The 14,342-nt window shown below is 62.9% G+C and carries 15 protein-coding genes and 1 tRNA gene; 2 read left to right on the forward strand and 14 right to left on the reverse strand.

Going from position 1 to position 14,342, the window contains the following annotated elements; all coding sequences use genetic code 11:
• Positions 1–206 precede the first annotated feature (206 nt).
• The 10 genes from LQR33_RS15595 to gmk all read right to left on the reverse strand — a co-directional run bounded on the left by LQR33_RS15595 (position 207) and on the right by gmk (position 9,279).
• A tRNA-Ile gene (locus LQR33_RS15595) sits at positions 207–285 on the reverse strand.
• A gap of 91 nt (positions 286–376) precedes the next feature.
• Positions 377–2,302 carry an RNA polymerase sigma factor RpoD gene (gene rpoD, locus LQR33_RS15600; RefSeq protein ID WP_231469624.1) on the reverse strand — a complete coding sequence of 642 codons (1,926 nt, stop codon included), beginning with the start codon at positions 2,300–2,302 and terminating at the stop codon, positions 377–379.
• Positions 2,303–2,379: 77 nt separating this feature from the next.
• Complete coding sequence (gene dnaG, locus LQR33_RS15605) at positions 2,380–4,179, reverse strand: DNA primase (protein WP_231469626.1); 1,800 nt, start codon at positions 4,177–4,179, stop codon at positions 2,380–2,382.
• A gap of 17 nt (positions 4,180–4,196) precedes the next feature.
• The gene (locus LQR33_RS15610) at positions 4,197–4,643 is read right to left on the reverse strand and encodes a GatB/YqeY domain-containing protein (RefSeq protein ID WP_021478759.1); all 447 of its coding nucleotides are present in this window, start codon (positions 4,641–4,643) and stop codon (positions 4,197–4,199) included.
• Between the two features lie 110 nt (positions 4,644–4,753).
• Positions 4,754–4,966, reverse strand: a complete 213-nt coding sequence (rpsU, locus tag LQR33_RS15615) for a 30S ribosomal protein S21 (RefSeq protein WP_021478758.1) — start codon at positions 4,964–4,966, stop codon at positions 4,754–4,756.
• A gap of 163 nt (positions 4,967–5,129) precedes the next feature.
• On the reverse strand, positions 5,130–5,930 hold the full coding sequence (locus LQR33_RS15620; RefSeq protein WP_046155547.1) for a thiazole synthase: 801 nt from the start codon (positions 5,928–5,930) through the stop codon (positions 5,130–5,132).
• A gap of 42 nt (positions 5,931–5,972) precedes the next feature.
• A complete protein-coding gene (gene thiS, locus LQR33_RS15625) occupies positions 5,973–6,173 on the reverse strand; it encodes a sulfur carrier protein ThiS (RefSeq protein ID WP_021478756.1) in 201 nt (66 codons plus the stop codon).
• Between the two features lie 5 nt (positions 6,174–6,178).
• Positions 6,179–8,335 carry a RelA/SpoT family protein gene (locus LQR33_RS15630; protein ID WP_166439719.1) on the reverse strand — a complete coding sequence of 719 codons (2,157 nt, stop codon included), beginning with the start codon at positions 8,333–8,335 and terminating at the stop codon, positions 6,179–6,181.
• Between the two features lie 23 nt (positions 8,336–8,358).
• Positions 8,359–8,565 (reverse strand): DNA-directed RNA polymerase subunit omega, encoded by a 207-nt coding sequence (gene rpoZ / locus LQR33_RS15635; protein WP_021478754.1) that lies wholly within the window; start codon positions 8,563–8,565, stop codon positions 8,359–8,361.
• A gap of 81 nt (positions 8,566–8,646) precedes the next feature.
• Positions 8,647–9,279, reverse strand: coding sequence for a guanylate kinase (gene gmk / locus LQR33_RS15640; RefSeq protein ID WP_166439720.1), 633 nt, complete (start codon positions 9,277–9,279; stop codon positions 8,647–8,649).
• Between the two features lie 163 nt (positions 9,280–9,442).
• On the opposite strand from gmk, the gene LQR33_RS15645 reads away from it, so the two are divergent.
• Complete coding sequence (locus tag LQR33_RS15645) at positions 9,443–10,741, forward strand: NCS2 family permease (protein WP_231469628.1); 1,299 nt, start codon at positions 9,443–9,445, stop codon at positions 10,739–10,741.
• Positions 10,742–10,846: 105 nt separating this feature from the next.
• Positions 10,847–11,404, forward strand: a complete 558-nt coding sequence (locus tag LQR33_RS15650) for an adenine phosphoribosyltransferase (protein WP_021478751.1) — start codon at positions 10,847–10,849, stop codon at positions 11,402–11,404.
• Between the two features lie 114 nt (positions 11,405–11,518).
• Here the strand turns inward: LQR33_RS15650 and LQR33_RS15655 are convergent, their stop codons facing one another.
• From LQR33_RS15655 to LQR33_RS15670, 4 genes are read right to left on the reverse strand one after another with little or no spacing between them, the layout of a single operon-like run.
• A complete protein-coding gene (locus tag LQR33_RS15655; protein WP_231469630.1) occupies positions 11,519–12,292 on the reverse strand; it encodes a hypothetical protein in 774 nt (257 codons plus the stop codon).
• A 23-nt stretch (positions 12,293–12,315) separates the two neighbouring features.
• On the reverse strand, positions 12,316–12,594 hold the full coding sequence (locus tag LQR33_RS15660; protein ID WP_021478749.1) for a DUF1700 domain-containing protein: 279 nt from the start codon (positions 12,592–12,594) through the stop codon (positions 12,316–12,318).
• Between the two features lie 29 nt (positions 12,595–12,623).
• Positions 12,624–13,730, reverse strand: a complete 1,107-nt coding sequence (locus LQR33_RS15665) for a DUF1700 domain-containing protein (protein WP_221664054.1) — start codon at positions 13,728–13,730, stop codon at positions 12,624–12,626.
• Positions 13,727–14,068, reverse strand: a complete 342-nt coding sequence (locus LQR33_RS15670; RefSeq protein ID WP_021478747.1) for a PadR family transcriptional regulator — start codon at positions 14,066–14,068, stop codon at positions 13,727–13,729. Before LQR33_RS15670 ends, LQR33_RS15665 begins: the two co-directional genes overlap by 4 nt.
• Positions 14,069–14,342: the final 274 nt, after the last annotated feature.

A 14,342-nucleotide genomic window follows, 5' to 3' on the forward strand; every position in this document is an offset into this window, starting at 1 on the left:
CTTCGTGATGAACAGCAGAAACATCCTGGTACGGCAAAAGGCATCCATTGATCCACCAAAGCCTCATCAGCTACATGTTTTACGCTTATCTCCCGCCCGTCCATCTGAGCGAAAGCCACAAGCTGGCTGGCCATACCGCGCGTTGAAGCTTTATTGAAGTCGACAAAGCAAAAGGGGTTACGCTTACGCGCAACCCCTTGATTGTCTGGTGGGCCCCCGGGGAGTCGAACCCCGCACCAACGGATTATGAGTCCGCTGCTCTAACCAAGCATGAGCTAGAGGCCCTGAAGAGTTGGCGATTATACCAGGAGAAAATAAAAACCCCCAAGCCCTTTATTCAAGATGCTTGGGGATTTATGCATTTTAATCGATGCGTTTATTGGCCGCCCGGCTCGCTATCCAAGAAGCTGCGCAGACGCTCGGAACGGGTCGGGTGACGCAGCTTGCGCAGCGCCTTGGCCTCGATCTGGCGAATCCGCTCGCGGGTCACATCGAACTGCTTGCCCACTTCTTCCAGCGTGTGGTCGGTGTTCATGTCGATGCCAAAACGCATGCGCAGAACCTTGGCCTCACGCGGCGTCAGCGTGTCCAGCACTTCCTTGGTCGCGTCCTTCAGGCTGGAATACATCGCCGCGTCGGACGGGGCCAGGTTGTTCTGGTCCTCGATGAAATCGCCGAGATGGGAATCGTCGTCGTCGCCGATCGGGGTTTCCATGGAGATGGGCTCCTTGGAAATCTTCATGATCTTGCGAATCTTCTCTTCCGGCATCTCCATCTTTTCGGCCAGTTCCGCCGGATCAGGCTCGCGGCCGCTTTCCTGCAGGATCTGACGCGAGATGCGATTCATCTTGTTGATGGTCTCGATCATGTGCACCGGAATGCGGATAGTGCGCGCCTGGTCCGCGATGGAACGGGTGATCGCCTGCCGAATCCACCAGGTGGCGTATGTCGAGAACTTGTAGCCGCGGCGGTATTCGAACTTGTCCACCGCCTTCATCAGGCCGATGTTGCCTTCCTGGATCAGATCCAGGAACTGCAGACCGCGGTTGGTGTACTTCTTGGCGATGGAAATCACCAGACGCAAGTTGGCCTCGATCATTTCCTTCTTGGCGCGACGCGCCTTGGATTCGCCGGCCGACATCTGGCGGTTGATTTCCTTCAGCGCCTTGATCGACAGCATCGCCCGGTCCTGCAGATCGGACAGACGGGTCTGCTTCTCGATGATCGCGTGCTTGAAGCGGGTCAGCGCCTCGCTCCAGGCCTTGCCGGAATCGATCTCGCTTTCCACCCAATCGGTGTTGATCTCGTTGCCCGGGAACACCTTGATGAAGTGGGCGCGATCCATGCGCACGCGGCTGACGCAGATGTCCTGGATGTCGCGCTCGTAAGTGCGGATCTCGTTGACGCGGCCGCGCAGCGACTCACAGAGGCTTTCCACCTGGCGGGTGGCGAAGCGCACCAACATGAATTCGGTGGTGATCGCGTCCTGCAGCTCCTGGTATTCCTTGCTTTGCGGCCCCTTGGCGCTCAACGCCTTGACCATCTTGTCGAACAGCATGCGCACGCCGGCGAAGTGCTCCAGCGCGTGCTGCTTCAGTTCTTCCAAATTGGCCGCGGCGTCAGCGTCGGCGTCGACCTCGCCTTCCTCGTCCTCTTCCTCTTCCTCTTCCTCGTCCAGCAGATTGTCACTGTCCTCGGCTTCGGCGAATTGGGCTTCGTCTTCGGTCGGGGCGTTGAGGTCGATGAAACCGTCCACGACTTCGTCGACGCGGATTTCATCGCGCGACACGCGCTCCATCAGCTCCAGCACCTCGGCGATGGTGCCGGGGCAGGCGGAGATGGCCTGGATCATGTACTTGAGACCGTCTTCGATGCGCTTGGCGATCTCGATCTCACCCTCGCGGGTCAACAGCTCGACCGAGCCCATCTCGCGCATGTACATGCGCACCGGGTCGGTGGTGCGGCCGAATTCGGAGTCCACCGAGGACAAGGCCGCCTCGGCCTCCTCCACGGCGTCTTCATCCGCCACCGACGGGGTGGCGTCAGACATCAGCAAGGTTTCGGCGTCAGGCGCTTCCTCGCATACCTGAATGCCCAGACCGGCGATCATCGTGACGATGTTTTCGATCTGCTCGGCGTCGGATACGTCTTCCGGCAGGTGGTCGTTGATTTCGGCGTAGGTCAGATACCCACGCTCTTTGCCCAGGGCGATCAGCTGGCGCAAGCGTTTCCGCTGCTCTTCCAGGCTCATCACCTCTTGGCTGTCCTGCACATCTTTCTGGTTTTCGGGAGAGGCCGCCATTTCGCTTCCTGCTTGAAAAAAAGCCGAAAAAAACAGTTGATTATAACACAACCACTTGAACTTTTCCGTCGAACCCGTTAGTTCGACGGCGAGAACATTTCCCGCAACAACTGGCCCATCAGAACCTTCTCCTCCGGAGTCAGTCCCTCGTGCCGGTCCTTCAGTTTTAGCCGTTCCAGTTGCTCCGCATGCAGCATTTTGAGCAGCTTGACATTGCCGTCCTGGAACAGCTGCCGGTCATCGTCGCTGGGGTCGGCGAACTCGTCCGGATCCTGCATCGCCTGCTGCAGCACGCCGTCGATCAAACCCTCGTACGGCGTGCCGCGCAGTCCTTCGATCAATTGCGCGGTGTTCGGCACGTCGCCATGCTCCAGCACCCGCTCGGCCAGCATCGCGAAGCAGCCCAGCTCGTCCGACAGCGCCAGGCTGTCCGGCAATTTGACGTCGCCCGCCCATTGCGGATTCATCAACAGCCACTTGATCAATTTCTTGACCATGGTGGTATTGACTACCCGCTGCGACTCCGCCGGCAGCCTGTACTCGCGCTTGCCTCCGCCGCGGCTGCCGCGCTCGGACCGCTGCGGCTTGCCACCTCCGGTGAGCATGTCCAGCTCGTCGACGTCCACGCCGGCCATTTCGGCCAGCCGCTTGCGTATCATGTAGCCCAACGCCGGCGCGGCGATCTGGGCCAACAGCGGCGATGCCTGGCGGATCAGATCAGCCTTGCCTTCCGGCGTGCCGAGATTGACGCCGCGGCACAGCTCGCGGGTGAAATACACCGACAGCGGCAGGCTTTCCTGAACCAATAACTGCTCAAACGCATCGGCGCCGAATTCGCGCACATAGCTGTCCGGATCGTGCTCGGTCGGCAGGAACAGGAAGTTCAGCGCCTTGCCATCCACCAGCTGCGGCAGGCTGTTCTCCAGCGCGCGCCAGGCGGCTTTCTGCCCGGCGGCGTCGCCGTCAAAGCAGAAATACACCTGCTCGGCGTGCTTGAGCAGCTTGCGCACGTGCTCGCCGGTGGTGGCGGTGCCCAAGGTGGCCACCGCGTAGCCGACGCCGTACTGCGCCAGCGCCACCACGTCCATATAGCCTTCGACCACCAGAACCCGGTTCTTATCCCGTATCGCCTGGCGTCCCTCGTACAGGCCGTACAGCTCGCGGCCCTTCTCGAACAGCGGCGTTTCCGGCGAGTTCAGGTACTTCGGCTCGCCCTTGCCCAGCACCCGCCCGCCGAAGCCGACGATGGCGCCGCGCTGGTTGCGGATCGGAAACATCAGCCGGTCGCGGAAACGGTCGTAGCGGCGCCCGCTGTCCTCGGCCACGATCACCAGGCCGGCTTCCACCAGCTTGTCGTCCTGGTAGTTGTCGACCGCGGCTTCCAGGTTCTGCCAGCCATCCGGCGAGTAGCCCAGGCCGAAGCGGGCGGCGACTTCGCCGGACAGCCCCCGCCCCTTGCAGTAGGCGACGGCATTGGCAGCGCCCTTCAGCTCGCGGCGGTAGAAATCGCTGGCCTGCTGCATCAGCTGCTCCAACGACACCTGCTTCTCGCGCGCCTTGCGGCTGGCCTCCGGATTGACGTTGCGCTCGTTCGGCACCTGCATGCCGATGCCCTCGGCCAGCATCTTGACCGCGTCGATGAAGCCGATGCCCTGATACTCCATCACGAAGCCGATGGCCGAACCGTGCGCGCCGCAGCCGAAGCAGTGATAGAACTGCTTGCTGGGACTCACCGTAAATGAGGGCGACTTTTCCTTGTGAAAGGGGCAGCAGGCCATATAGTTCTGCCCGCCCCGCTTCAGCGGAACGTAGCGGTCCACCACGTCGACGATGTCGACGCGGGACAGCAGCTGGTCGATGAAATCCTGCGGAATCAAGTCCTGCCGCCTCGGCCTCAGGCGCTCAGCTTGGCTTTGATCAGCGCGGACACCTGCGCCATGTCGGCGCGGCCGGCCAATTGCGGACGTAGCGCGCCCATCACCTTGCCCATGTCCTGCATGCCGGCAGCGCCGGTATCGGCCACCGCCTTGGCGATCAGCGCCTCGATTTCGGCTTGGGACAGCTGCTGCGGCATATAGCCCATCAGCACGTCCATCTCGGCCTGTTCCTTGTCGACCAGATCCTGGCGCTGGGCAGCCTGATACTGGGAGATGGAGTCACGACGCTGCTTGATCATCTTGTCGACGACGGCAATGACGCCGGCGTCGTCCAGTTCGATGCGCTCGTCCACCTCTTTCTGCTTGACGGCGGCCAACAGCAGGCGGATCGCGCCCAGCTTGTCGGCTTCCTTGGCTTTCATGGCGGACTTCATGTCGTCGGTGATGCGAACTCTGAGGCTCATGTCGTGCTCACTTGGAAATCAGGCGCTGCGCGGGCAGCGGGGGAAATTCGGGAGTACAAATGGCAAAACCGCAGGCATGGCCTGCGGTCCTGCTTGATGCCGGAAAACTCTTAGTAGAGTTTCGGCGGCAGCATTTGGCTGCGGATGCGCTTGTAGTGGCGCTTAACCGCGGCAGCGTGCTTGCGCTTGCGCTCGGTGGTCGGCTTCTCGTAGAACTCGCGAGCGCGCAGTTCGGTCAGCAGGCCAGTTTTTTCCACGGAGCGCTTGAAGCGACGCAGGGCAACTTCAAACGGTTCGTTCTCTTTAACGCGAATAGTCGGCATTTACTTAAGGGTCCTTAGATTTCTTTAGGGCGTGGCTAAAGCCGCCGCCTGTAAAAACAGCATTTTAGCAATGTTACTGCATTTGTAAAAGTCTGAAACGACAACGTCAGGTCATCTTGTGGTGTTTTGCGCGGTTTGGCGCGGCCAGCCTGGGCCATGAACATCACGACTTGACGGAAGAAATCACCCCCTCACTAGGAGAACTTGGCACTGCACTATAAAAACGTTTCGGCATCCGGCCGGCCAGATAGGCGGCTCGGCCAGCTTCCACGGCCAATTTCATGGCGTGCGCCATTTGAACCGGATTGCGCGCAGCGGCAATCGCGGTATTCATCAGCACGCCGTCGCAGCCCAATTCCATCGCTATCGCCGCGTCGGACGCGGTGCCGACGCCGGCATCCACGATCACGGGGACATTGGACTGCTCGATGATCAATTGCAGGTTCCACGGATTCAGGATCCCCATGCCGGAGCCGATCAGGCTGGCCAGCGGCATGATCGCGCAGCAGCCGATCTGCTCCAGCTCGCGCGCGACGATGGGGTCGTCCGAGGTATAAACCAAGACATCGAATCCCTCCGCCACCAGCACCTCGGCGGCCTTGAGGGTTTCCTTCACATTGGGGTACAGATTGTTCGGGTCCCCCAGCACCTCCAGCTTCACGAAACGATGGTCGTCGAGAAGCTCCCGTGCCAGCCGCAAGGTGCGCACGGCGTCTTCGGCGGAATAGCATCCCGCCGTGTTGGGCAGGAGGTTATACCGGTTTTGCGGCAAAAAGTCCAGCAAATTCGGCTCGTTAGCGTTCTGACCCAGGTTCACCCGCCGTATCGCCGCGGTGACGATTTCGGTGCCGGAGGCGTCCAGCGCCGCCGCGGTCTGCTCGAAATCCTTATATTTGCCGGTCCCCACCAGCAAGCGAGAACCGTACTCTCGGCCGGCTATCACCAGTTTATCGTCCACCTGCATTCCCTTTTCTTCCATTGACGTCAGAACGGCAGGAAAGCGGACTCAGCCGCCGCCGACCGCCACCACGATTTCCAGTTCGTCGCCGTCGGCCAGCCTCGCCTCGGCGAAGCTGCCGCGGGGCACGATCTCGCCGTTGCGCTCGATGGCGATGCGCTTGCCGGCCAGATCCAGCGCGGCGACCAGCTCGGCGAACGTGGCGATGCCGGCGAAGCTTCTGTCTTCGCCGTTGATGCGTAGATTCATTTGGCTCACTTTCTCTCCACGCGCTGCACCACCGCCAGCTGGCGGACGGCCGCGAGCACGCGCTCCAGGTGCTCCACCCCCTCCACCTGCAGGCGGAAGTGGATATTGAACAGGCTATCGCCGTCGCGGCTGCTGTCCTGGGTGTCGGCGCTCTCGATATTGGCCGAGGCCTGCGAGATCGCGGTGGCGATGTCGGCCAGCGCGCCGCGCTCGTTGCGCGACAGCACGCCGACGGTGACGCCGAACATCCGGTCGCGCTGCGCCTCCCAGTTGACCTCCAGCAGCTTGTCCGGATCGGCGCGGCGCGCGTTCGGACAGCTGACCCGGTGTATCACCAGGCCCTGGCCCTTAGTGATCACGCCCAGGATGTCGTCACCGGGCAGCGGATTGCAGCAGCTGGACAGCTGCACCATTCCGGCCTCGTTGCCGCGGATGGTGATCGGACCGACGCGCACGCCCTCGCCCAGCCGCTCGCCGGCAAGCTCCAGCATCCGGCGCGCCACCACGATGGGCAGCAGCTTGCCGGCGCCGATCTCGGCCAGCGCGTCGTCGAAACCGTGCATCTTTTCGCCGTAGGCGGCGAGATACTCGGCGCGCAGCTCGTCGCTGACCGCCAGCGGCGTCGACGCCAGCGCGCCCACCGCCTGCCTGAGCAGCTTCTCGCCCAGCGCCACCGCCTCCTCGCGCTGCAGGCTCTTCAGATAGTTGCGGATGCCGGAGCGGGCGCGGCCGCTCTGCACGAAAGCCAGCCACGACGGATTCGGCTTGGCCTGGGTGGAGGTGATGATCTCGACGGTGTCTCCGTTGCGCAAGGCGGAGCGCAGCGGCACCAGCGCGTGATTGACGCGCGCGGCGATGCAGCGGTGGCCGACGTCGGTATGCACCGCGTAGGCGAAGTCCACCGGGGTGGAGCCCTGCGGCAGCACCATGATCTTGCCCTTGGGCGTGAACACGTAGACTTCGTCCGGGAACAGGTCGATCTTGATGTGCTCGAGGAACTCGACGGCGTCGTCGCTCTCCTCCTGCATGTCCAAGAGCTTCTGCAGCCACTGGTGGGTGCGCTGCTGCGCGGTGTTGACGCCCTCGCCGCTCTTGTACATCCAGTGCGAAGCCACGCCGGCCTCGGCCACGTTGTGCATCTCGCGGGTGCGGATCTGCATCTCCACCGGCGTGCCGTAAGGGCCGAACAGCGTGGTGTGCAGGCTTTGGTAGCCATTGCCCTTGGGAATGGCGATGTAATCCTTGAATTTGCCGGGAATCGGCTTGTACAGGCTGTGCAGCGCGCCCAGCGCCAGATAGCAGGCCGGGATGTCGTTGACGACGACGCGGAAGCCGTAGATGTCCAGCACCTCGGAGAAGGACAGGTGCTTCTCCTGCATCTTCTTGTAGATGCTGTAGAGGTTCTTCTCGCGGCCCTTGATCGTGGCCTCGATATTGCTCTGCACCAGCCGCTGGCTGACGGCCAGCAGAATCTTGTTGACCACTTCGCGGCGGTTGCCGCGCGCCGCGCGCACCGCCTTGGACAATACGCTGTAGCGGTGCGGGTGCAGATGCTTGAACGCCAGATCCTGCAGTTCGCGGTAGACCTTGTTCAGGCCGATGCGGTTGGCGATCGGCGCGTAGATTTCCAGGGTTTCCAGCGCGATGCGGCGGCGCTTGTCCTCGCGCATCGAATCCAGCGTGCGCATATTGTGCAGCCGGTCAGCCAGCTTGACGATGATCACGCGGATGTCGCGCGCCATCGCCAGCACCATCTTGCGGAAGCTTTCGGCCTGGGCGTCTTCCTTGGTCTGGTATTCCAGCCTTTCCAGCTTGGACAGGCCGTCCACCAGATCGGCGACGATCTTGCCGAACTTCTCGATCAGCGTCGGCTTGGTGACGCCGGTGTCTTCCAGCACGTCGTGCAGCAGCGCGGCGGCCAGGCCCTGCACGTCCAGCCGCCAGTCGGTGAGCATGGTGGCCACCGCCAGCGGATGGGTGATGTAGGGCTCCCCGCTCTTGCGAGTCTGCCCCTCGTGCGCCTCGCGGCTGACCTGGAAGGCCAGCCTGAGCATCTCGACGTCTTCCGGCTTGAGATAGCGCGCGGCGCTCTCCAGGAACGCCGCCGCTTCGGACTCGATCAGGGCGTTGTAGTCGATGCCTGTCTCAATGCCGGTGCCCATCTTCACGCTCCGCGCTGCGTCAATCAGGCCTTGCCGCGGTTCAGGAGTTCTTTGCCGACGTGGCCGGCGGCGATTTCACGCAGGGCGATCACGGTCGGCTTGTGGCGGCCCGGCTCCACGAAGGAGCTGGCGCCGGAGGCCACTTGGCGGGCGCGGTAGGCGGCGGCCAGGGTCAGGTCAAAACGGTTCTGGATGCGGTCCAGGCAGTCGTCAACGGTAATACGGGCCATGATCTCTCTCAGCTAAATGACGGTTACAGGGTTCACTATATCGATTTTCGTCCCGTCCGGCACAGCGGGACGGAACTATTTTCATTTCGCGCCGGCGGTGCCCATGCGGCGGAACATGTCGGCCAGGCGGCGGCGCTGCGGGCCGCTCTTCAGGCGCTGCGCCCGGACAATGCTGATCAGGTCCAGCTTGGCGCGCTCGAAATCGTCGTTGACCACGATGTAGTCGTATTCGTCGATCTTGTCGATCTCGGCGCGGGCCGAGGCCAGCCGGCGCAGAATCACCTCTTCGGTATCGGTGTCGCGGCCGCGCAGACGACGCTCCAGCTCTTCGATAGACGGCGGAGCGATGAAGATGCCGATGGCGTCGGGAAACACTGCGCGCACTTGTTCGGCGCCCTGCCAGTCGATTTCCAGCAGGATATCCTGGCCGGCTTCCAGACGGCTGCGTATCCACGGCGCGCTGGTGCCATAGCAATTGCCATACACCTCGGCGTGCTCGAGGAAGTCGCCGCGCGCCACCATGGCGTCGAACACCGAGCGGTCGACGAAGTGATAGTGCTTGCCGTCGACCTCGCCCTTGCGCGCCGCGCGGGTGCTGTAGGACACCGACAACTCGACGCTGGGCTCGGCCTGCAGCAAGGCCGCCACCAGCGAAGTCTTGCCGGCGCCGGACGGCGCGACCACGATGTAAATGTTCCCGATAAGCTGGCTCATAAATACAAACGTTTGCCGAAGAGTAATTTTTCAGGATATCACAGCGGGGCTGCCATTGTTAAGCAATGACATATTTTCACGTCAAGATTTAGGTGTTTGAGCGCCTGGAGGCCGATAATGCCGCGTTTTCCGAACTCGCGCGATCCGCCCGGAGTCATTCTTCATGCAACTGCTGGAAAGCTTTTTCAAGCTCAAAGAGCACGGCACCACGGTCAAAACCGAGGTGATAGCCGGCTTCACCACCTTCCTGACCATGGCCTACATCATCCTGGTCAACCCGCTGATCCTGTCCTCCACCGGCATGGACCTGAACGCGGTGTTCGTCGCCACTTGCCTGGCCGCCGCGCTGGGCACCGCCATCATGGGCCTGGTGGCCAACTACCCGATCGCGCTGGCGCCGGGCATGGGCCTGAACGCCTACTTCACCTTCAGCGTGGTCAAGGGCATGGGCCTGTCGTGGGAAACCGCGCTGGGCGCGGTGTTCATTTCCGGCATCGTGTTCCTGGCTGTCAGCCTGTTCAAGGTGCGGGAGGCCATCGTCAACGCGATTCCGCAGTCGCTGAAGTTCGCCATCTCGGCCGGCGTCGGCATGTTCCTCGCCATCATCGCGCTGAAGAACGCCGGCGTGATCGCGCCGCACCCGGAAACCTATCTGACGCTGGGCGACATCCACAAGCCCACCACGCTGCTGGCCATCTTCGGCTTCTTTCTGATCGTGGCGCTGGAATACCGCAAGGTGCCGGGCTCCATCATCATCGGCATCCTGGTGGTGACCGTGCTGTCGATCGCGCTCGGCCTGTCGCCGTTCAAGGGCATCGTCGCCCCGGTGCCGAGCATGGCGCCCACCTTCATGGCGATGGACATCCAGGGCGCGCTGCATGCCGGCCTGATCGGCGTGATCTTCGTGTTCTTCTTCGTCGACCTGTTCGACACCACCGGCACCCTGGTCGGCGTGTCGCACCGCGCCGGCCTTTTGGACAAGGACGGCAAGCTGCCGCGCCTGAAGCGCGCGCTGATGGCCGACTCCATCGCCATCACCGCCGGCGCCGCGATGGGCACCTCGTCCACCACCGCCTACATCGAATCCGCCGCGGGCACCGCCGTCGGCGGCCGCACCGGCCTGACCGCCGTGGTGGTGGCGCTGCTGTTCCTGGCCGCCCTGTGGCTGTCGCCGCTGGCCGCCACCGTGCCGGCCTACGCCACCGCGCCGGCGTTGTGCTACGTCGCCGTGCTGATGGCGCGGGGCCTGGCCGAAATCGAATGGAACGACCTGACCGAATCCGCCCCGGCGGTGATGACCGCGCTGGCGATGCCGTTCACCTTCTCGATCGCCGACGGCATCGCCTTCGGCTTCATCAGCTACGCGGTGATCAAGATCCTGGCCGGCCGCTTCTCCGACCTTCGCCCGGCGGTGGTGATCATCGCCGCGCTGTGGATCTTCAAGCTGGCTTTCTTCCACTGAACGCACAATAATCGGCTCATCCGACGGCCTGCCGCTCGCGGCGGGCCGTTTTTTCTGAACGACGCCAGTCGGCACAGTCTCTTGATTTCGAAGTACAATAGGCCCATGGAAAACCTCAGCAACCTCGACTACTCCAGCTACCTGAAGGGCTGGATCCGCACCGTGCCCAACTGGCCGCAACAGGGCGTGATGTTCCGCGACATCACCCCGCTGCTGCAGAATCCGAAAACCTTCCGCATGCTGATCGACATCTATGTCCATCGCTACATGATGGAAAAGGTGGATCTGGTGGCGGGCCTGGACGCGCGCGGCTTCATCATCGGCTCGGTGCTGGCCTATGAGCTGAACGTCGGTTTCGTGCCGATCCGCAAGAAGGGCAAGCTGCCGTTCACCACGGTGGAAGAAGAATACGAGCTGGAATACGGCAACGCCGCGGTGGAAATGCACACCGACGCCTGCAAACCGGGCGACCGCGTGATTCTGATCGACGACCTGGTCGCCACCGGCGGCACCATGATGGCCGGCTACAAGCTGCTCAAGCGCATGGGCGCCGACGTGCTGGAAGCCGCCGCCATCATCGAACTGCCCGAGCTGGGCGGCGGCCAGCTGGTGCGCGACGGCGGCCTGGACCTGTTCACCGTCTGCAGCTACGAAGGCCATTGAGCGCGACTCTCGCCTGCGCATGTTGAAAACGGAGCCGACGGCTCCGTTTTTCATGGCGCAATGAAAAAAGCCCGGCGGGCTTGCCGGGCAAAGGGACACGGAGTCATACCGCAATCAGTTGCGTTCCAGCGACACCTTCACCGCCGAACCGCCGACTCTAAGCTTCAGCGGCGCGCCGGACGTGTTGGCCCAGTCGCCGCTGACCTTGCTGGCCTGCCCGCTGACCTGGTAATCCAGCTTGGCCTGCCGGTCGGCATGGAAATCCAGATTCACCATCTGGCCTTTGACGTCGACGCTGGCCGCCGGCTGCGCGCCGCGCAGCTTGAGGTCGGCCTTCACCGCCTGCCCTTCCAGCGCCACGCCGCGGGTCGTGCCGTCGAACTCCAGATTCACCGCCTGGCCCTTGGCCTTCAGATCATCGACGCTGGCGTCCACCTCGGCCTTGACCGCGTCGCCACTCAGCGCCACCGCGCCGTAAACGCCTTTCAGATCCACTTTCAACGCCTGTCCGCGCATCTGCACCGAGGAGAATCGCCCGTTCAGGTCGCCGTCGAACGCGCGCATATCCACGCCCACCTGCTTGCCGGGCTTGACGTTGCCGCGGACCGTCAGCTTGCAACGGTCGCCGACCGGCTTGTTCAGCTTGACCTGGAAGGTCAGGTCTCCCCCCATCCGGGTCACCGTCACCTTGCAGTCTGCGTCCGACCAGTTGCGCTTCTCCACATCCAGCTTGTAGGGCCTGGCGGCGTCGGCGCTCAGCTCCAGCTTCAGCGCGTCGCCGTTGAAATTCAGCCGGTCGATGCCGGCGGCGTCCTCCGCCCGCGCGGCCGCGCTGCCCAGCAGCAGCAGCAGCAGCAGCAGCCCGCAGCCAATCTTGACGATGTTCATCTCGGTTTTCCTCAGCAAGCGTTTCAGTTCAGGAACAGCCAGTAACCGGCCAGCGTGGCCGCCAGCGCGGCGGCCAGCGCCAGGCCATGGATGGCCAGCCTCTCCCGGCCGGATCGGCGGGAAAGCCCGGCGGCCAGCTGGCGGGTATCGGCCAGCACGGCCAGCAAGCGGCTTTCGCTGGCGCGGTCGGCCACCGCGCCGCGGATGTAGCCGCGATAATCGCGGAGAATCTTGCGCAATTCGGCTTCCGGCAATTCGACCAGGGTCAGTTGCAACTGTTGCAGGCAGGCATCGTTCTTCATGATCCATACTCCCATCGCAAATTTAAGGTTCAGGCCGCGGCGTTTTCGCCATCCTTGCCGGACACCAGTTCAATCTGATACTTCACGTAAGCCACCAGCGCGCGCCAGGTCAGCCGGGTCAGCCACACGCAGAACACCAGCCCCAGCGAGCCGCCGAGCAGCAGCATCAGCCCCACCACCAGCGCGCTCATGCCCACCGACAGCCCCGGCAGCGCATCGATCTGGATATGGTCCATGCCGTCCTTCAATTCGATGCTGCGCTCGGAAATCTCCAGCGTGCTGTCGCCATCCTTCAGCGAGATGCTGCCGTTCGGCCCGCTGGCCACCAGTTTCAGCACGGTCCCGCCGGCGGACACATCCAGCGTCTCCAGGCGCTTGCCGTCGTCGACCCGGGCGGTGAATACGTCCCCGCTGTCCTCGCGCAGCTTCAATTCGCGGATCGCGCCGCCGTCGATGCTGACCTGGCCGTCATCGACCCGGGCCAGCTCGCGCACCGCCGGCTGGCTGGCGTCGACCGCCAGCTTGCCGCCAGACTTGGACACCAGCAGCAGCGCGCCCTGGCTGGTCTTGAGTTCGAAGCGGTCGCCATCGTCCGGCTCCAGCATCAGCAAGCCCTTGTCGATCCAGACCTGCCCGGAGTGGTCGTCCATCTCGCTGCGCCAAGCCATTTCGGCGCCGCTGTCGCCATAGCGGCCGATATACCAGCCTGAGCCGTCGCTGGTGAACTGCGGCCAGCCGAACAGGCTGTGGCTGCCCCAGGCCAGCACCACCGCCAGCCCCGACAGCAGGAAGCCGACCGACGCGATGTAGCCCACTGTCAGAAACAGCAGATAGACCAGCAAGGGGATGGCCAGGATGAAATTCAGCACGCCCAGCCCCGCGATCGACGCCACCACCCGCGTCAGGTTGGCGAAAGAGCGATGCTCCTGCCATTGCCGGTAATGGGTTTGCGCCTTCAGCTCCCGCGCCAGCTTCTGCGGGCTGCCCAGCGCCTCCACCACCTCGGCCTCGTCGCGGCCATCGGCCTGCGCGTCGCTGAAATACTCGTCGTAATCGGCGAGAATCTCGCGCACCGCCTCCGGCTTCAGGCCGGACAGCGCTTGCTCCAGCTGCCTCAGGAATTCCTTGCGTGTCATTGTTGCGCTCCCTCTGTCGCTGCCGCCGGGCCGCCCCGCAGCACGTTTTCCACTTCGGCCACAAACTCCTGCCATTCCCGCCGCATCGTCTCCAGCTCTCGCCTGCCCGCCTCGGTCAGCTTGTAGTACTTGCGCGATGGCCCCGACGACGACTCCACCAGATAGGTGCTTACCCACGATTCGTTCTGCAGCCTGCGCATCAAGGGGTAGATGGTGCCTTCGCTGATGTCCATGCCCTGCGACAGCTTGCTGACCAGCTCGTAGGCATAGCTGTCGGCCTGGGACAGCGCCGCCAGCACGCACATGTCCAGCGTGCCTTTTTTCAATTGCGTCTTCATTGTTGCCTTCCTCACCGACTGGCAATACACGATACCTTGCATTACAAGGAACATCGGTAAACTGCTGCACCCGGATGTCTGAGTGAACTGTATGACAAGATACCTTGTATCGCAAGGTATCTTTCATTGTTCTGCGCCATGACATCAGGGATGCGTCTTTTCCGCCACAGCGGCGCATCTGCATGTTGCGTTGCAAAAAGCGGTTTTCCGGCCATACTTCAGCCATGCATTTGTATTTTCCAGCGGCATTTCCCTATGGCAATCCACGATGGAG

The sequence above is a fragment of the Chromobacterium piscinae genome, assembly GCF_021129175.1.
GTDB lineage: Bacteria > Pseudomonadota > Gammaproteobacteria > Burkholderiales > Chromobacteriaceae > Chromobacterium > Chromobacterium piscinae.